This is a genomic window from Cohnella abietis (assembly GCF_004295585.1).
GTDB classification, from domain to species: domain Bacteria; phylum Bacillota; class Bacilli; order Paenibacillales; family Paenibacillaceae; genus Cohnella; species Cohnella abietis.
This window is the reverse complement of sequence record NZ_AP019400.1, coordinates 1,980,176-1,998,292: the sequence shown is the minus strand read 5'-3', so window position 1 is coordinate 1,998,292 and position 18,117 is coordinate 1,980,176. Positions and strand designations below refer to the sequence as shown.

17 protein-coding genes and 1 pseudogene are annotated in these 18,117 nt (G+C 39.9%); 6 read left to right on the top strand and 12 right to left on the bottom strand.

Annotation, left to right across the window (positions count from 1 at the left end; all coding sequences use genetic code 11):
• Positions 1-9: 9 nt before the first annotated feature.
• From helD to KCTCHS21_RS08235, 3 genes are all read right to left on the bottom strand, one after another.
• Positions 10-2,352 carry an RNA polymerase recycling motor HelD gene (gene helD, locus KCTCHS21_RS08245; RefSeq protein ID WP_130606673.1) on the bottom strand — a complete coding sequence of 781 codons (2,343 nt, stop codon included), beginning with the start codon at positions 2,350-2,352 and terminating at the stop codon, positions 10-12.
• A gap of 250 nt (positions 2,353-2,602) precedes the next feature.
• Positions 2,603-2,884, bottom strand: coding sequence for a hypothetical protein (locus KCTCHS21_RS08240; protein ID WP_130606671.1), 282 nt, complete (start codon positions 2,882-2,884; stop codon positions 2,603-2,605).
• Positions 2,885-3,118, bottom strand: coding sequence for a hypothetical protein (locus KCTCHS21_RS08235; RefSeq protein ID WP_130606669.1), 234 nt, complete (start codon positions 3,116-3,118; stop codon positions 2,885-2,887).
• 374 nt (positions 3,119-3,492) lie between these two features.
• Here KCTCHS21_RS08235 and KCTCHS21_RS30850 point away from each other — a divergent pair, with 374 nt between their 5' ends.
• From KCTCHS21_RS30850 to KCTCHS21_RS08225, 3 genes are all read left to right on the top strand, one after another.
• Positions 3,493-3,666 (top strand): hypothetical protein, encoded by a 174-nt coding sequence (locus KCTCHS21_RS30850; protein WP_157993988.1) that lies wholly within the window; start codon positions 3,493-3,495, stop codon positions 3,664-3,666.
• A 235-nt stretch (positions 3,667-3,901) separates the two neighbouring features.
• Positions 3,902-5,311, top strand: a complete 1,410-nt coding sequence (locus KCTCHS21_RS08230) for a SpoVR family protein (protein ID WP_130606667.1) — start codon at positions 3,902-3,904, stop codon at positions 5,309-5,311.
• Positions 5,312-5,734: 423 nt separating this feature from the next.
• Positions 5,735-6,142 carry a hypothetical protein gene (locus KCTCHS21_RS08225; protein WP_130606665.1) on the top strand — a complete coding sequence of 136 codons (408 nt, stop codon included), beginning with the start codon at positions 5,735-5,737 and terminating at the stop codon, positions 6,140-6,142.
• Positions 6,143-6,160: 18 nt separating this feature from the next.
• Here KCTCHS21_RS08225 and KCTCHS21_RS08220 read toward each other — a convergent pair whose 3' ends face one another.
• Positions 6,161-9,265 carry a TrlF family AAA-like ATPase gene (locus KCTCHS21_RS08220; RefSeq protein ID WP_130606663.1) on the bottom strand — a complete coding sequence of 1,035 codons (3,105 nt, stop codon included), beginning with the start codon at positions 9,263-9,265 and terminating at the stop codon, positions 6,161-6,163.
• A gap of 88 nt (positions 9,266-9,353) precedes the next feature.
• Between KCTCHS21_RS08220 and KCTCHS21_RS08215 the strand changes: the two are divergent.
• A pseudogene (locus KCTCHS21_RS08215) lies at positions 9,354-9,941 on the top strand (SpoVR family protein); the annotation flags it as partial.
• Between the two features lie 62 nt (positions 9,942-10,003).
• On the opposite strand, the gene KCTCHS21_RS08210 reads toward KCTCHS21_RS08215, so the two are convergent.
• Entirely contained in the window at positions 10,004-10,213 is a 210-nt protein-coding gene (locus tag KCTCHS21_RS08210) for a hypothetical protein (protein ID WP_130606661.1), read from the bottom strand.
• Positions 10,214-10,336: 123 nt separating this feature from the next.
• Positions 10,337-10,900, bottom strand: a complete 564-nt coding sequence (locus tag KCTCHS21_RS08205; RefSeq protein ID WP_179952666.1) for a Uma2 family endonuclease — start codon at positions 10,898-10,900, stop codon at positions 10,337-10,339.
• 270 nt (positions 10,901-11,170) lie between these two features.
• Here KCTCHS21_RS08205 and KCTCHS21_RS08200 point away from each other — a divergent pair, with 270 nt between their 5' ends.
• The gene (locus KCTCHS21_RS08200; RefSeq protein ID WP_130606657.1) at positions 11,171-12,133 is read left to right on the top strand and encodes a hypothetical protein; all 963 of its coding nucleotides are present in this window, start codon (positions 11,171-11,173) and stop codon (positions 12,131-12,133) included.
• Between the two features lie 136 nt (positions 12,134-12,269).
• On the top strand, positions 12,270-13,172 hold the full coding sequence (locus KCTCHS21_RS08195; protein WP_130606655.1) for an SDR family oxidoreductase: 903 nt from the start codon (positions 12,270-12,272) through the stop codon (positions 13,170-13,172).
• A gap of 74 nt (positions 13,173-13,246) precedes the next feature.
• Here KCTCHS21_RS08195 and KCTCHS21_RS08190 read toward each other — a convergent pair whose 3' ends face one another.
• The 6 genes from KCTCHS21_RS08190 to KCTCHS21_RS31100 all read right to left on the bottom strand — a co-directional run bounded on the left by KCTCHS21_RS08190 (position 13,247) and on the right by KCTCHS21_RS31100 (position 17,364).
• The gene (locus KCTCHS21_RS08190; RefSeq protein ID WP_130606653.1) at positions 13,247-14,593 is read right to left on the bottom strand and encodes an MATE family efflux transporter; all 1,347 of its coding nucleotides are present in this window, start codon (positions 14,591-14,593) and stop codon (positions 13,247-13,249) included.
• Positions 14,594-14,701: 108 nt separating this feature from the next.
• Positions 14,702-15,481, bottom strand: coding sequence for a class I SAM-dependent methyltransferase (locus KCTCHS21_RS08185; RefSeq protein WP_130606652.1), 780 nt, complete (start codon positions 15,479-15,481; stop codon positions 14,702-14,704).
• A gap of 164 nt (positions 15,482-15,645) precedes the next feature.
• Positions 15,646-16,035 carry a LytTR family transcriptional regulator DNA-binding domain-containing protein gene (locus KCTCHS21_RS08180; protein ID WP_130606651.1) on the bottom strand — a complete coding sequence of 130 codons (390 nt, stop codon included), beginning with the start codon at positions 16,033-16,035 and terminating at the stop codon, positions 15,646-15,648.
• 30 nt (positions 16,036-16,065) lie between these two features.
• A complete protein-coding gene (locus KCTCHS21_RS08175) occupies positions 16,066-16,185 on the bottom strand; it encodes a cyclic lactone autoinducer peptide (RefSeq protein WP_130606650.1) in 120 nt (39 codons plus the stop codon).
• Positions 16,182-16,712 (bottom strand): accessory gene regulator ArgB-like protein, encoded by a 531-nt coding sequence (locus KCTCHS21_RS08170; RefSeq protein ID WP_130606649.1) that lies wholly within the window; start codon positions 16,710-16,712, stop codon positions 16,182-16,184. The genes KCTCHS21_RS08175 and KCTCHS21_RS08170 overlap by 4 nt, the downstream gene beginning before the upstream one ends.
• Positions 16,702-17,364 (bottom strand): hypothetical protein, encoded by a 663-nt coding sequence (locus KCTCHS21_RS31100; protein ID WP_130606648.1) that lies wholly within the window; start codon positions 17,362-17,364, stop codon positions 16,702-16,704. Before KCTCHS21_RS31100 ends, KCTCHS21_RS08170 begins: the two co-directional genes overlap by 11 nt.
• Positions 17,365-18,117: the final 753 nt, after the last annotated feature.

Here is an 18,117-nt window from a genome sequence, read left to right as displayed (position 1 = left end):
CTCGCAACATTATGGCTTCGGAAGCCACGGAGAAACAGTCCCTGTGTGAAAAATGTACAGAATGTGCAAGGCGCGAGTGCATACGGTGTAAAGAAGCTTACGATCCTTCTCTTTGCCATAACGCACTTCGGAAGCATCCCATACGAGTACGGCGTCGAACTCGATCCCTTTGGCCAAGTAAGACGGTAGCACTGACACACCCTTCGGCAATTCAGCAGAGCCACCAGTTACAAGAGTAACTGGAACATCATCCGGCAGCAGCTCCTTCAGTAAGGCTGAGGCGTTACCGGATTCGTACGCTGTCTTGGAAATGACCCCAATTGTTCCGTACCCTTGTGCCAGCAATTCGTTAATGCTTGCTGCAATTTGCTCACTGAGCTGCCCGTTATCCTTGCATGCTATTACACGTGGTGCTTCTCCTTTCCTGTGGAAAGGAATGATGCCAACCGCATCCTCTGCTGCCAATATGCCCTTCGTATACTCAACGATAGGCTCAGTCGAACGGTAGCTTGTCGTCAAGCGTAGAACAGAGGTCGCTTCTGGTGCCATTAGCCGGGTCCATCCGCCGAATCCGCCATTTGCCTGGGACTGAATGTAAATCGCTTGGTTGAAATCCCCAAGCACGGTCATTCGGGCCCGCGGATAACGCCGACGCAGATAGGCAGCTTGGAATGGCGAATAATCCTGCGCTTCATCGACGAATACATGCTGAATATCGCCTTCTACTCGGCGGAAGCCTTCTAATGCTTCCGAGACATACATGAGCGGTGTAGCATCCTCATGATCGATTACCTTGCGCCCCATTGTCTCTTCTACTCGTTGCAGCATCCATTCCCATCCCGTTGGCAGCTTACCATCAGGAGAGCAAGCTGTGAACAGTGTCCGGCTCTCGAACAATTCACGATAAGTGGCTACAGCATCCAGAAAGCGGTAGCTTCGAACCGCTTTAATAAGCGGAGCCAAAGTTTCCTCTGCAACTCTTCGCCTTAGCCTAATGCTCATTTGCTCCTCATCATCGAACACCTCTTCATGGAAGCCGCCACTCCGTCTCACATCAACATAAGCTCGCTGGATATCCTCACTATCTACAAGCTCAGCAGCCTCCTCCAACCAAGGCTCATTCATCTGAGAGTCAATCCAGGTTCTTAAACGTTCTAGAAGCCATCTTCGTAATCCCGCAGCCCGATTGCCAAAACCATCAGCTGCACGAATGCCGTAAAATTGCTGTGACATCTCCTCCGCGGAGACAATCGTCATGCTGCGGAATCGTAAAGGACGAAACCGCGCTCCGTCCAGCTCAAGTCGTTTCAAATAATTTTCAACCGTAATAAAGAAATGCTCGGAGCCCTTGTACCTAACAGAACTCTCCCGAGCTTCTCCCTCTGCGGTCCCATCAGCAGCAGCCAATGCCTCTGTCTGCGAGAATAAATCCTCTACCTCGAATCTGCGGCCCAAGCGAGCTTCGATCAGCTCACGGAAAGTCATTTGCCGCATATTCGCTTCGCCTAGATCAGGCAATACGTTGGATATATATCCCTTGAACACAGGATTTGGGGAGAAAAGAATAATCTGATCAGGGCCTAACGTCTCCCGATAACGGTATAGCAAATAAGCAATCCGCTGCAGTGCTGCTGACGTTTTCCCGCTTCCTGCCGCTCCCTGCACTACGAGCAGCTTATGCTTCTCGTCTCGGATGATCCAGTTTTGCTCCTTCTGTATCGTTGCAACAATGCTTTTCATCGAGGTATCCGAGCCTTCGGATAATACGGCCTGTAGGATTTCGTCCCCTACAGTCTCAGAAGTATCGAACATAAGCTTTAATTGTCCACCGCGAATGACGAACTGACGCTTTAGCTGTAGCTCGCCTTCCATTTTCCCATCTGGAACGCGGTAAGCAGCAGGTCCCGGCTCCTGATCATAGAACAAACTAGATACAGGGGCACGCCAATCGTATACGTAGAAGGTTTCGCCATCCTCTCCAACGAGAGAAGCACGACCAATATATATAATTTCTGACTCCATACCTGTCTCTGCGAAATCAATCCGGGCAAAGTACGGGGAGTCAAACTGTTTAGTTAGTCGTTCAACAGCTTCCGACGCAACCCTATGGCTACGTTCACGTTCTGCAAGCAGTTCAGCCTGCTGTACGATACTACTCCATGTCTCCCCGACCTCAGTGGAGTCCGAGAAGTTCATCCTCACATCATCCCAGAATTCTTGGCGGATTCCGACTACATCTCCGCGCCGATCTCCGAGTAATGCCATTTCCTTGCGCATCCGCCGACTTACCTGCTCAAGCACGGTAAGCAGCCGCTTTTCTTCCTCGTCACGAGGTGTTTGATTGCTACTCAACACACTCTCTTCCTTTCCCTACACGAAAAACCAGTTTGATTTCATTATTATATCACAGAAAAAAGAGCTCTCAGAAACCCTAACTCAATAACCTATTGTTATCAAATAAATATGTGCGAAACCTGTATTTGAAGAAGCACCATTCCTCTTTTACTAATAAAACAACAGCCACGTGGAGTTGTTACTCTCCATGTGGCTGTTGTTTTTAGTGCATAAAAAAAACGACTCATGTATTTGAAGCGGCTTCCAATTAATATTTAAGATTGCGTTTCATTGCTCCGTGTTTGAAAGAAGTAATCAAATATCGCTCGCCCTGATCCAACGCTTTATAGGACACGACATAACGATCGACTAAGCAATAATAGGTATTGCGATATTCACGCGATGGCATTATTGTTCCCATACTGACTACTTTTTCTTCCACCCGACGAATTAGATTGATCTTATATTCAATCGTTTCTTGTTGTGTGTAATGATCGCTCTTAATTTGTTGGAATCGAAGTCTTGCTGTTTCGGTCCATTGAACGATCAATTACAACTCACCACGCTTTATCGCTTCAACCATCTCATCTGTAGAATATACTTTTCCTTGCTTAATGTCTTTCTCAGAAGCTTCGATCATCTGTCTAATTTCGGGGTCTGAATCCAGATCAAAAACAGGATTATAAACTTCATATTCGCTGCCTGCTATACGAATGAATTCTTTGCGGTCTTTACGATAAGACACAATGACCGTTCCATCAGGACCTTTTAGACTAAATTGCATGATCTTCACTCTCCTTTACCTTTGAATTATAACATAATAAGTCTTTAGTCTGTAACAAGTCGGCACTGAGTCGGGAAGATGTTCGACAAGATAAAGATGTAATTATAAGGCTGCCCCTCCCGAAATCTTGCTGTAACATCTACTAAATTTTTTCGGTTTCATCGTGCCTAGTTTGTGGATTATTCTTCTACAGACTAGGGAGTATCATTACTGTTGAAACTTATATTCTGGTAAACTAGAAATAGCTATTTATTTGGAGAAGTTCGTAAAATTTATCCCGATCAATATGCTAAGCTACAAATCCTAACGTATCTCACATGTCAAATGTACAATGGAAATTCACACACTTGAAGGATTACGAGGTGTAATGAAATATGAAAATTGAAAATCTAGGTCGTTTATTACTTACCACTTTTATTTTCAATGATGCCGACGTCATCTATCAGCTTTCCCAAGCGGAAAAGGACCGGCAGGAAGCCATCTCAACCTACAGTGACAACGAAGAGGAATTTGCCGTTCTGTTGTCTGAAATCATACATAAAAAATAAATGATGACGATCAAAAGCCATACTAGCTAGTAGATAATCTCTTGCTTCCGGTTTAGACCTTTCCCATAGGCTTAAAGTTTCCTACTCCTCTCCTTCTCAACATTTCAACCCCTCATAAGTCCCTTTACTGGATGCATTAAATTACAGATAATTAAATTATCATCACACTCCCGCTAGTTCCCTCATATACATAATGTGGTGGAATCTTTGTTTATAATAGGGGGCTCAGCTTGATATGCCACGTGATGAGGAACAACGGGATTTAGAAGTCGCCATTTCAGATATTACGTTAATTGCCGAACAATTCGGACTGGACTTCTACCCCATGCGTTATGAAATTTGCCCATCGGACATTATTTATACTTTCGGTGCATATGGGATGCCGACACGCTTCAGCCATTGGAGCTTCGGAAAAACCTTCAATAAGATGAAAATGCAATACGATCTTGGTCTCAGCAAAATATATGAGCTCGTCATTAACTCAAACCCCTGCTATGCCTTCCTGCTTGACGGTAATTCGTTGGTGCAAAATAAGCTCATCGTCGCTCACGTGCTTGCTCATTGCGATTTTTTCAAGAACAACGCTCGTTTCTCTATATCTAATCGTAATATGGTGGAAAGCATGTCAGCAGCAGCCGAAAGAATCAGCCAGTATGAGGTTGAACATGGTACCGCTCAGGTGGAGCGTTTCCTTGATGCGGTCATGGCCATTCAGGAGCATGTTGATCCTAGTCTCTTTAAGCCCTATGGTCTCGACAAAAAGCATTATATGGAGCTCCAGCTAAGGCGCGATAAATCGAAGGACAAAGGCAACAGCCGACCTGCTTCCCCTTATGAAGATCTCTGGGATCTGGAGAGCTTTGAGACCACTAATCCTACCAAAAATAACGCTGACGAAGTAGCCGAAGCTCGCAAATTCCCACTGAATCCGGAGAAAGACATCGTCTGGTTCATTCAAGAGTTTTCTCCCGCTATGGAGGATTGGCAACGTGACATTATGAGTATTCTACGCGAGGAAATGCTTTATTTCTGGCCACAGATTGAGACTAAAATCATGAACGAAGGCTGGGCTTCCTACTGGCACCAGAAAATCATGCGCGAGCTGCCGCTTACGAGCGAAGAGACTATCGAGTATGCCAAGCTCAATTCCGCGGTTGTTCAACCGTCGCGTCACTCCTTAAATCCTTATTATCTCGGACTAAAGATCTTCGAGGACATTGAGAAGAGATTTGGGCAAGAAAAGATTTTCGAGGTTCGGGAGGTTGAATCTGATCCCTCCTTCCTGCGCAATTACTTGACCAAGGAGCTAACGGAGGAGCTGGATCTGTATATTTTCGAAAAGAAGGGGCAGGAGTGGAAAATTACCGATAAAACGTGGGAAACGATACGCGATCAGCTTGTTTACTCTCGGGTTAATGGCGGATATCCCTACTTAGAGGTGACCGATGGGGACTTCCAGCGCAACGGTGAGCTTTACATTACCCACAGGTTTGAAGGTACTGAGCTTGATCTCAAGTATATTGAGCGCACTCTCCCTTACTTGGTTCAGCTATGGGGCAAACAGGTTCACTTAGAGACAATCTCTGACGATAAAAAAATACTATTCAGCTGTGATGGCAAGAAGACAAGTCGGAAGAGTGTGTGATACTAATTCAAAACACAAAAGGGCAATTCGACCATTACTCGGAATGTCCTTTTGTGTTTACATTATTGTTTTAGAGCTCCCAATAATGATACGATCCCTTATTTGTTCAATTCCCTTTATTTACTACATTACTCATCATCGCAAGCCCGCAGGCTCTAGAAACTCGATAACTCCAATCGATAACTGGATGATGGTAAAAAGTGATTTAATAGATCCCATCTTGAGCTTAGATGAATGGAAAGAAACCTGGGTGGATCTATGAGAAGAGAAAGACTGGCGAATCTAAAAATGTACAAAACAAACTTCTTTCTTAGCAATCTACTAGACTATCTCGGTCGTTGGAGTGTTAAAAAGGTAAGCTTAATGTCTAGTTGATAGTATCTAATCATAGACATGTTCTTAAGAAGCAGGGAGGATGAGAATATGCATTTAGATATGATCTTAGGATCAAGTAAAAAGGGAGTATTTTATGGCATTCAAAATAATGAAAATATTACGCTTGAACAGCAAATTCAAAAGGCAACAAATCTCGCTACTAGTTATAATTCAAAAATACTCAAAAAATTCGTTGATACTAAAAACTACTTATTATTGAATGACTTATTCGTTACCCGTAGACGGTTATTAGACTTAATGAAATGGACCGTTGCTCACGATTGTGATTTTATTATTTGCCATAATGAAGAATGTCTATATGACAATCAGCATGGTAAGCAAAAAATCAAAATATTTATAGCATCTAACCAGATTCCGGTAATTCTTTGTGACAAAGAAACACTTTTTCAACCGTTAACGAATTTATATATTACAAACATCCCTCAGCAATTCTAACTGAGGGATGTTTGTAATTCAGATTGTGACTATATCCGGTAAATATTTGGCATCTCTATTATTAAATGCAGGTCTAGTACCCTCTAATACATCTACAAGTCGTCTGTTGATGTTGGGGTTTTCAATCGAACCAGATTCGTATATCATTTGATTTCCATTCGTTTTATCTATTGAGGCATAAATAACCTGCTCGGCATCACAAACAACTGCTAAATTAGGATTATGAGTAACAATGAAAATTTGTCTGGAGTTTTTAGCCTCACGAATACATGGTACCAAGAGATTATACACAGTCTGATTATCAAGATTATCCTCTGGCTGATCAATGACAAGTGGAATATCATCTTTGTCCAATAATAGATAAAAAATTAACAGGATTATTCCTCTTTCCCCTGGCGATAATTCAGATAGCTCCTTGTCATTTAATTTCAATAAATATTTGGGCTCAAGATATGAAAGCGAAAAAATAAAATCGTACAATTCTTGTACGGATTCACCTTGGCGTAACTGCTCTTCTATCTCCATTTTTGGAGGGTCGTCAAAACGTCTATCAAATTGAAGGTGACTGATTAATTCATTAATTAATCCAAGAACACCTTCTTCAGTGTTGTATTCGAAGCGATCAATTAAATTTCTTAACACTTGATCTCCTTCGTTAACTCCATTAAATGACCCTTTTGCTCGTCTATTTAATCGCTTTAAAAAGTTATCTTGGAAAGAATTACTTATTGTAACACTAACTTCAAATCTTAATTTTAGTGATTCTTTAAGTATTACGTTGGTCTGGATAATATCTTGAATAGGTCCGTATAAATTCTGATACAAAAGAACCTCTTCCTTGATCTTAGTGTAAACTTTCTTCAATGATTCATTTCGATTTTGGCTTAGATGTTGTAATGTTGCTGGAATTAAATTGATTTCCTCCAATTTTGCTTCTAAATATTTTAATGATCCTAGAACATCGATTTCACCAGTAATGGCTTGTTTAGCCTCAATCCATTTATTCAAGTCATTTAAATACAGTTGATAATCCCTATTTGGTGCATCCAATTGATCTTGGAAAATAGAAATTTCATTTTCAATTGTATTTTTTTGTTTCAGCAATGATGTCTCAATCTCAGGGTCTAACTTCTCCATAATTTGTTGCTTTATTTGCATTAACGCTGCTTTCTTTGTACTAATGGGTTCTTCTTGTATTACAAAATTAAAAACATCCTCAAATTGAATTCCCAAAATATCCATTTCTTCTTGACATTCTTTTTTGAAACTTTCTAGTCTCGTTTGAATATTTGTAACTTTATTCAATAGTTTATCACTACTTGCGATAGCTAATTCATTTGTTGACAAAGAAGTCCTTAAAACATTTATTGAATTGTCAATTTCCTTTAATTCACTTTGCTTAGCTAATATTGAGCTTTCAATTATTGGATCAATATTTGGTTTGATGACCTCTTTAGGAATTGCTGTTTCATGGGAAACTAATTCACTTTGCTTGATTTTTAGTTGACTTTGTAAACTAGAAATAAACTTGGTCGATGCCCTATTCTCTAGATCAACAACCTCAGAGTTCAACTTACCAATCTCAACTTTTAGAAGTTGAACAGACTCTCTTAGTTCAATTGTCTTATACGTGATTAGGCCGTCCAATGATTCTTTATTTAATTTATCAATTTCTGAAACATATTGAAAAATCACCTTTTTTAATTCGGAGTCAAACACACTCTTTTCTCCACTAGCCATTTCATTACAAATTATTTCAAAATAATTTTGAGGTATATATCTAATCCGTTCAACAGAAGTTGAATTAATTGAATCGTTCAAACTTTTCTTAATATTTGTATCATCTTCCCAAATCAATGTTCCTTCATAATTAATTGCTTTATTATCCTTTTTCTGCTTAAATCTACTTTCCGTCAAAAAAGAAAAGGATGAACTATGAGAGGTGTCACCCAATAAGCCGAGTATGTCAGCCAAGGCGCTTTTCCCACTGCCTTTATTGCCAATTACAGCTACTAATCCTGGATTAAGTTGAAGTTCATTATCAAACCAAGTTTCGACTAGCATAGAACCAGGTTTTTTTCTAATCTCTATAGATCGTAGATATTTTGTCCTTTTGTCAAGAACGTTTTTTAACTTTGGTGGTTTGATACCGATAAATACTCTTTCTTCGGGTTCATTAACAATTTGTTTCAAGCCTTCGAATGTAGGATCAGCTTTAATCCAAGTATAGTGTTGACTAGCTCCATTTGAAGGATGAAATAGATTATTTAAATCATGAGCATCTGAACCCCAAATACTAGGTTTTAATGATCGGAACCGTCTATGAAACATTTCTACAGGCGCATGTGTTGATTTACCTAAAAGAAAATTTATATCTGCTGAGTTATGAGTAAAACACATATCTGCTTGGTTTAACAGGGTCTGTTTGATGTTACCTAACCGACCCGTGAAATTATTCTGATCACTCCATGGCATATTGCTTAAAGAACCATGTCCTTTATACGCAACTAAAATAACGTAATCATCTCTCGATATTCCACTATTAGACATAATTTCCTTTAAATTTTCCATAGAGATAGTAATCATATCAAGTGCCACTTTTTTATATTTTTTTTGGTCAGTCAAATCAATTTGTGTTAAATCCAAATTAATCTGAAATGAACCTCCATGGGCTTCAGCATAACCAATCTTTATTAGATCTTCATGTTTACACTTCAAAGTATTATCTTGGTACTTTACATTCAAATTATCGAGGAGTGCACTTTTTATTGTTATCGCTTCTAGTTTGGGGTTAAATACCAAATGCAAATTGATTGAATTCTCACGTGTGTCAAACGCATCAATTCTTAATTCAATGCAGGGCATCAAGAACAATTTTTTTCCGTTTGACAATGACAAATAAGTTTCACCATTTGCAAATTCTCTTTTTAGTTTGTCATAACCATCGACAGAAAAATAATCAGTAATGCCAACTACTTCTACATCGTGTAACACAGCTTTGTCCTTTAGAGCATCAACGTAAATTTCCCAGTTTTCACCGAATTTCTGTTGATAGGACTCTGGGGTATGTACGTGAAGGTCCCATCTTCTCCACTCAGATCCTTTGCTAAAATTAACGCTCATTTGCGCTTCTCCCCCTCACCCTGTATATTTTTACATTATTCGACACAAAAACCTCTGTTTCCTTCTTTTAGATTAAGCACCTCAGCGCAACGAAGGCTGGGCTTCCTACTGGCACCAGAAAATCATGCGTGAGCTTCCGCTTACGAGTGAAGAGACTATCGAATATGCCAAGCTTAATTCCGCGGTTGTTCAACCGTCACGTCACTCTTTAAATCCTTATTATCTCGGATTAAAGATCTTCGAGGACATTGAGAAGAGATTCGGGCAAGAAAAGATTTTCGAGGTTCGGGAGGTTGATTCAGATCCCTCCTTCCTGCGTAATTACTTGACCAAGGAGCTAACGGAGGAGCTGGATCTCTATATTTTCGAGAAGAAGGGGCAGGAGTGGAAAATTACCGATAAAACGTGGGAAACGATACGCGATCAGCTTGTTTACTCTCGGGTTAACGGTGGTTACCCCTACTTAGAGGTGACCGATGGGGACTTCCAGCGCAACGGTGAGCTTTACATTACCCACAGGTTTGAAGGAACTGAGCTGGATCTCAAGTATATTGAGCGCACTCTCCCTTATCTGGTTCAGCTATGGGGCAAACAGGTTCACTTAGAGACAATCTCTGACGATAAAAAAATACTATTCAGCTGTGATGGCAAGAAGACTAGTCGGAAGAGTGTGTGATACTAATTCAAAACACAAAAGGGCAATCCGACCATTACTCGGAATGTCCTTTTGTGTTTACATTATTGAAACTTCGCTTTGTATTCATTTCCTTTTGAAATGAAAGCCCAACATCCCGCATCACCGTAATAATCTTTTGCGAGCGCATAACACATGTAAGCCTCTCTCAGGTTCCCCAACCTTGTAATATAAATCTCCGCTACCTTTTCAATACATTTTGCTGCGTCATCAAAATGAACAAGTTGAGAAAGAACATATGCTACTCTTTTCAAACTATGTGCACCTTATCGCAGTCATGAACGAAGGCTGGGCTTCGTTTCGTAAGGGTGCTTTGTTCTCGGGGAACAAAAAATAACCGGTCGAGAGTGTATCTCGCCGGCTTATTGTATTTGTTATTATAGACTGAATAGCGTGTTCATAGGCACTTGTAAATCTTTAAAGACGATGGATTGGACCGTTTCCTGCTCCGTATATAAATGACGCACTTGGTAACTGCCATCCTGCAGAGCATATACATGAACCGTTCGATTCCCAGGATCGACAATCCAATATTCCTGTACCCCATGCTTTTGATATAAGTTGAACTTCTCATTAAAGTCCTTCAATGCAGTGGATGGTGACAGCACTTCGATGATTATGGTCGGTGAACCATAACAGCCATTCTTGGATATTTGTTCCTTCGAGCAAACGACTGAGAGATCGGGCTGCGTTACGTGATCAAGTGACTGATAATCTTCACTCTCACTGAAGAACACATCAAATGGAGAAACGAACACATAGCAGCTCCGATTCTGGAAGAAATTCCGTAGGGCGAAATGAAGCTCTCCTACAATAAATTGATGCAATGAGGTCGGAGCTGGAGACATAGTATAGGCTTTGCCGTTAATTAACTCCCACGTTCCGTCCCATGTCAGCCAATCTTGATAGGTATGAATTTTCTTCTCATCTGGATTTGACACAATGTTCGACCTCCTTCTGATTTTGCGTGTGAACTTTTACTAATTGTATCATGATCAAACGGATCGTTGCTAATTTTCATCGTTCATTATCAACAGTATTACCCGATTATTAGCAGTGTTTCACCTATAAAGGCATTGGAAAGTTGTTTAACTCATATCCTTTCAACAATGGCGACCACATTGGCCGCCATTTTTTCTATTTTCAATGTATAATAATGGGTAATCATATATATTTGACAATGATGGAAATAAATTAGGGGGAATACTGAGATGAATAGAATAGCATTAATAGGAATAGTATTGATAGCTTTAACGGGTTGTGCTGGCAAGGGTAATACAGCTTCTCCCGATGTACCATCGTCCCAAATTACTCCCGCTACAACTCCAGTTCCATCATCGACTCCTACTAAGGTTGAAAATGTAACATTCAAAGATTACGCCTTACAGTCCTGGTCTCTACCATTGAGGGAGCTTAATCATTCTGATGCCGATGCATCTTATATACTGTACGAGTATGAGGTAACTAAACCCTTAACAGAGGTGGACGATTGGTTAAGAAGTGAATCGATTCGTTTAGGCGGGAAAGTTATTGAGAGGTATTCCTTTAATATTACATCCAATGCCAATTTGGACTTAATCATTGAACTCCCTTCTGAAACGGGAACAAGAATTATCAGTACCTATACAACCAAGTATGTCGACAAACAGCACTTAGTTATTGAAGAAACGCTATTTAAAAATTCTACCTCCATTGATCAGAATTATGAGGACCATGCATTGATTATCTTCACGACGCTTGAAGACGGTTCTACTAAAGAATCTTTTAAAGGCAGTTACCCTCATCAGCATACTGATATTTATTCCATTCATTTCTACTCATTAGCTTTTTTTGAAGAACTTTTTAAGGTAGACCGATACAATCTTATAAAACAAAGCGAATTGAATTATTTTGCGGGATATTCAGACAAAGAAGGTAAAGAAGTTTTTTATGAAAGTGTAACAGAGGAGAATTCAGATCAATTCACGTTTGGGATTCAACTGCAGGAGGACTTTCTTCCTAAAGATGAAATACAAAGGGACAGATTATTAAGAAGTTGGGCAAAAACCTTGCTGTTAGGGGATAAAGCGTATTCGCGAATCATTGAAGGTCAAGAACAAATTAATTTTGTGTTACAGGGGAAAATATTGAAATCATTTACTGCACGTGAACTGATAAGTGACACCTCAGTTTAAGATATTCCAGACTTCCCCCATAGATCATAAGCCAGAAAAAGCAGTCCGCCAAACGGATTGCTTTTTTCAATTCAAAATGTGTAAGTATTGGACGATTGGTTTAACCTACCTATATATAGAAGGGAGTGTGTTAAAAATGACGAATGCTCAAAAAAATCAGTTCGCCAACACTAACAGTGAGCCTCAGCGTCCGACATCTTTTCCTCCGCAGCACCAGAACCAACAGCCCGGTATAGAACAAAGCATGAATCCCCGACCTGAATCCGAGTCTCCTTTATATCGCCCTTCAGGTAAATTGCAGGGTAAAGTCGCACTCGTTAGCGGAGGAGACAGCGGAATTGGACGTGCAGTTTCCATCATCTATGCCAAAGAAGGCGCAAATGTAGCCGTTGTTTATTTAAATGAAGATGTCGACGCAGAAGAAACTAAACGGCAAATTGAAGCCGAAGGTCGGCGATGCCTGCTCATTAAAGGAGATATCGGTGATAATGCATTTTGTACAAGAGCCGTTGATCAGACTGTTAATGAACTAGGGCGCCTAGACATCCTAGTTAACAATGCAGCTGAACAGCATCCACAGGACAAGCTTGAGCAAATTACCCCTGACCAACTGGAAAGAACATTTCGAACCAATGTATTCGGCATGTTCTATCTATCTCAAGCAGCGATTCCTCATCTGTCCGCCGGCTCAACGATTATTAATACGACTTCGATAACAGCCTATCGCGGTAATCCAACACTGCTGGACTATTCCTCTTCGAAAGGAGCGCAGGTTGCTTTTACTCGCTCACTCGCTCTTAATCTTATTGGACAAGGTATTCGCGTAAACGCCGTAGCACCAGGGCCTATCTGGACACCACTCATCCCTTCGACTTTTGATGAGCAGAAGGTAGCCAAGTTTGGAGCGGATACTCCAATGAAACGTGCAGGTCAGCCAGACGAGCTCGCCCCGGCTTATGTATACTTAGCTAGTGAAGACTCCTCCTATATGGCTGGTCAGGTTTTGCATGTCAATGGTGGCGAAATCGTAAACGGTTAATTATCAGTCTTCAAAACAGGCCGCTCTCCAGTGGAGAACGGCCTGTTTTTTTATCTCAGCTGTTTTTTTATTTTTTACCCGTGCGCTTCTGTCAATCTTACGGAGTTGAAATCTGTTCGGTAATAACGAATCATAACCGCCACTCCCAGTGCGACTAAGAAGGAATACAGCGCAAGCCAAGCCCCTATGCTGCCCCATTCGAAAACCATAACGAACAAATAGGTTAAAGGAATGAACATAAAGATACTTAACACGAACGAGGCTCTCATCAAGAAAGTTGTATCCCCTATTCCCCTCAACCCGCCTGCGTAGAAATTGTAGAACCCGTCAAAGAGCTGCAAATAAGCTGAAATCTGAATAAGATAAGCGGCCAATTCATATACTCCCGGGTCATCACTATACATTTTCGCAATTGGGACAGCCCATATTAGTTCAGCAGTTCCTAAAGCAATCAGGAAAATAGTTCCGAGTATCGCCGTGTTCGTACCCGCTGCTTTCGCTAGCTTCGGTCTTCTTTGACCAATCTCTTGACCGACCAAGATCGTTGCAGTAGATCCGAACGCAAATGCCGGCATAAACCCAAATGACATAACGCTCAAAGCCACCTCGTTAGCCGCTGCTGCAAGATCACCAAGCCTCAAGACGAATATCGTGAAAATGTACATAGAAATGCTCATAGAAAATTCCTGTAAGCCAAGCTTCCCGCTCTCACGTGTAATAAGCTTTAACTCCTGCAAATCTGGCTTTGGCAACGATCTCGTATGATAACGCTTATGCATCGGCCCCCAGAATACGATCAAACAGACGAGAAGCTGAAGCGATTCACCAATCAGCAACGCATAACCAGCGCCTATCAATCCCATTTGAGGCAAGCCCCAGTGACCGTAAGTAAGCCCATAAGTTAATCCAATCATTAGCACATTTGCAAAAATGGAAACAATCATGGATGTTTTGGTGTCTCCAACTCCACGGAAGAAGCCATGAAACACGAAGCTAATAATACCGAATGCCATTGCATAGAACCGTAGCTCTAAATACTCGTTACCGGTAGATAGCAATTCCTCTGATCCCCCGGTTAATCTCAGAACGCTATCAGCAGCTAGCCATCCGGCTAAAGCAATGAGAAGGGCTACTCCAAAGCTGACGAAAAGCGCCAGATAGGTTCTCTGCATCCCTTTTTTCATATCATTATTACCAAAATTCTGAGCGACCAAGTAATTAACGGAATGACCTATGCCCGAGAAAATCGCAAACACATTGTACATAATTATGTTCGAAACCCCAACCACGGCAATGACTATAAAGCCAAGATCGCCTACCATGATTAGGTTTATCGTACCCGTTAAGGTTTGTGTTGCAAATGCAAATAAAGATGGTAGTGCTAGTATTAGAATTCCATACCAGCTTTTAAGAAGTTTCATGATGTTATACCGTCCCAACTAAGCTAAGATGTTCCCATTCTCCCTGAATTGATGGACTAAGTCAATGATCTAAAAAGTGTTATTTATATCCCATTGTGCTAAAGCCATTTACAATTTAATCGCAGATATTCGTATTCGCCGATAATCTGCAATCCATGTCCCTTGCGCATATTGTTTCTCCTTCAATCGTTCAACAGCCTCGGCGATCCAATCTTCTGATTCTGCCACCGTCGCTTGTGGGAACATTGCTGATCCGAACATCTCTAACCAAACTTGCATTCCTTTCTCCCCATTCTCAAGTCGAGTCGGTCGATCAAATAGCTGAGCACTTCGTACTTCCATTCCAAATAGCTCAAGCAATGAAGAATATTGTCCGATTGTCGGAAAATACCATGGCATCAAAAATGCATCCTCACGGTTGTGATTGATTAATGTCTCCTTAACCGCGCTAATAATTGCTTCTATATTACGATGTCCTCCAAACTCTGCAATTAACCTCCCACCGCTTCTGAGTGCAGCAGTCATGCTAGAGACTGCTGCTTTTTCATCCTTCATCCAATGTAATGCGGCATTACTGAATACTGCATCATAGGTTTGCTCCGGTACCCAGCGCATTCCGTCCGTACAATGAAAGCTGAGGTGAGGATATTTATTTCGCGCTTTTTCGATCATTTCCGGGGAAATATCTATGCCATTCACTTTCGCTCCCTCAGCGGCAATTTGCGCTGCCAAATCCCCTGTTCCACATCCGAAATCAACTATCGCTTCTCCCCTTTGAGGATTAAGCATTTTCATGATACCCTCACCGTACTCAGATACAAAGCTCATCGATTCATCATAACCATCTGCATTCCAATGTACCTTCTGTTTCCCATTAGCATCCACCATTTACGATCATCTCCCTTAGTATTGTTATTATCCTTGTTATATCACGTCGGCACTTATAAGTTAAATATATAAAATTTATAAACTTTATAGGTTACATCTATGTTAATAGCATGAAAAAACCAAACCTTGGAGGTTTGGCTCATGATTCCGTATACCTATATGATTCACTTTTTCCAGAACAAGGATGGTCTTGGAAATGCTTTGTACTTCGCATTTTCTTCTTTAGCCAGATGTTCCACTTTATTCATATTCGCTTCCGAAACGGTAGCAAACTTGCTGTCTTTACTCCATGGTTGTTCAAAGTAAACCTTTCGAGCTTTAGGATCAAAAGCCTTAACGTGGTTCAAATTAACCAAGTTCGTTCGATCTAGACGCTCGAACCCTATTTCCTTAAACAAGATAAGCAATTCATCCAATGTGGTCGGATAGAAATACATGCCGTCCTTCGTGTAGAACACAGGACCATCCGACGTCGGTTTTATCGTGATTAAATCCTCAATATTTACAGTACATGGATTCCCATCACGATCCAATAATCGGATTTGTTGTGTCATGATTTCATCTCCTTCTACCTCAGATTATTGTTATCTTAATTCTTCTGGCACTTCTGGACGGTGCATAATCCACAGGCAAGCAGTACTAACGAATACAACTGCAAACAAACCTAGGAGCTTTGCAATTGGGACCAATAATTTTTTCTTCATCGTCCTTCCCCTCCCTTCTCTTTAGGTATGAGCAATATGGATTGTAAAACTAGAATTGCCGCTAATGTTGGATCTTGCCAATAAAAATTACTTCCACCGATAAGGACAGCAACTATCTTGAGAATGGGATAGTACTTCTCTGGAATTCTTGCGTACCCTTTAAAGTTCCTTGGTGCATAAAAGAACAGTATTCCAACTGCCACTATATTAATAATTAAGATCCATGTTTGAGAAAATTCAATGAATGGAGCCAAACAAATTAATGAAATGGATAAAACAGTGCACCAAGTCGAAGAATGCAAATGAAATCCGCCAGCAAAAATTCTCAATAGAATAAAATAAACTAATCCTGCTAAAGTAGCCGCTACTTCACCAAGCAGCAAAGAGGCGATAAAAATACATATTATTGTAAACAAACTATGTAAAATAACATAAAGAGAATATTTCATGACATCAATACTTGGTGTGTTTTCCGAATCGACTTTTTTAAGATAGCTGGCAATTGCCATTGATAATTTATTTATCATTTTTATTATCCTTTCGGACCGAAAAATAAATTAATATGACAAGGATTAACAATATTATAATAGAAATAGTGTAAAAATAATAGGGTAAGCCTACAGAACCAATGTACATTCCGTTCACTACGAAAACGACAAACAAAGAGAGAACTAAAGTTACGGTGAACATTCGATTTCCCTTTATCTCATCTTTAAAAAAGCGACTACTAGATTGAATATAACTGAACCCGCCTTTAGTAAAATAGATAAACAAGGAAATCAAAACTAAGCAAATGCCGGATGCAGCTTGAAGAACGTATCCACTAGATGTATATGGTTTTATTTCTTCATATAAACCAAGCTTAATAAATATCGTCAGCAGCAACCACTGCACTAATGTATACGTTAAATAGGAGATAACTACCATAATAATCGAATGGAATAATCTAATTCTAAGAATAATGGATAGCAGAAAAATCAATAAAAACACATTAATTAGTGGCGAAATATTTTGTAAAGATTCTACTTGAAGAGTGTTAGAAACAAGAGCAAGAATAAACGATGATAAACAAAATTTAGCTATGTACTCTTTAACAGGAAATCGAAATAATAACATGGCAAAAATTGAAAATGTAATGTACTCAAACATTGAAGCAGAGATAAATTGTATAAACTGCATTTTCACGAGCCTCCGACTCAAATGACCGATGATAGGTATATATAATTCTATATTAACAAAAAAAAAGAATAAATAATATTCATTTAAGCTTCATTTTCTTGATAATTCTAAGCTTTTACTACTATAAAAAAATGAAAGGTATCCTGTGTAAACACACTGTGAAACTCATTACTAGGATAAAAATGACTAATCATTAAATTTTAACCACAAAATCTTAGGTACATTTTTCCTATATTTAATGTTATAAATGAAGTACTTCAATTGTCACCATGGGAGCGAGACTAAAGACATGCATCATTTTATAGATTTCATAAAGCTTGATCTCTTACTTGCACAACCACAAACTTTTATAACCTTATTGTTTTGCTTCTCATTTTTAAATCCGCAGCCTCCAAAATTGTTTAAGAGGTTAGCAATTTTCACTGTAATTCATTCACTCTATACAGACATTTTCATTTTGTTTTTACCGCTCCCTTTACACATTATTAACTCTGTTTTTGCAGCTGCTATTCTAATGTCTTTTTTGTTTAAGGAATTCACTTTAAAACAAAAAATATATCTTTTAACTTTTTGGTACTTATTTGGGATGTTATCTGATGTCATTACTAGTGTTTACATTATTTATGGAGCCGGAATTTCATCACATGCTGATATGATTCGAAACGACGTTTCTCAGATTATTAAAATTACATATCCTCAATTTATGATTATCCTAATAGCCTCGTGGTTTATCCGTAAGAGGAATTTCCTCTC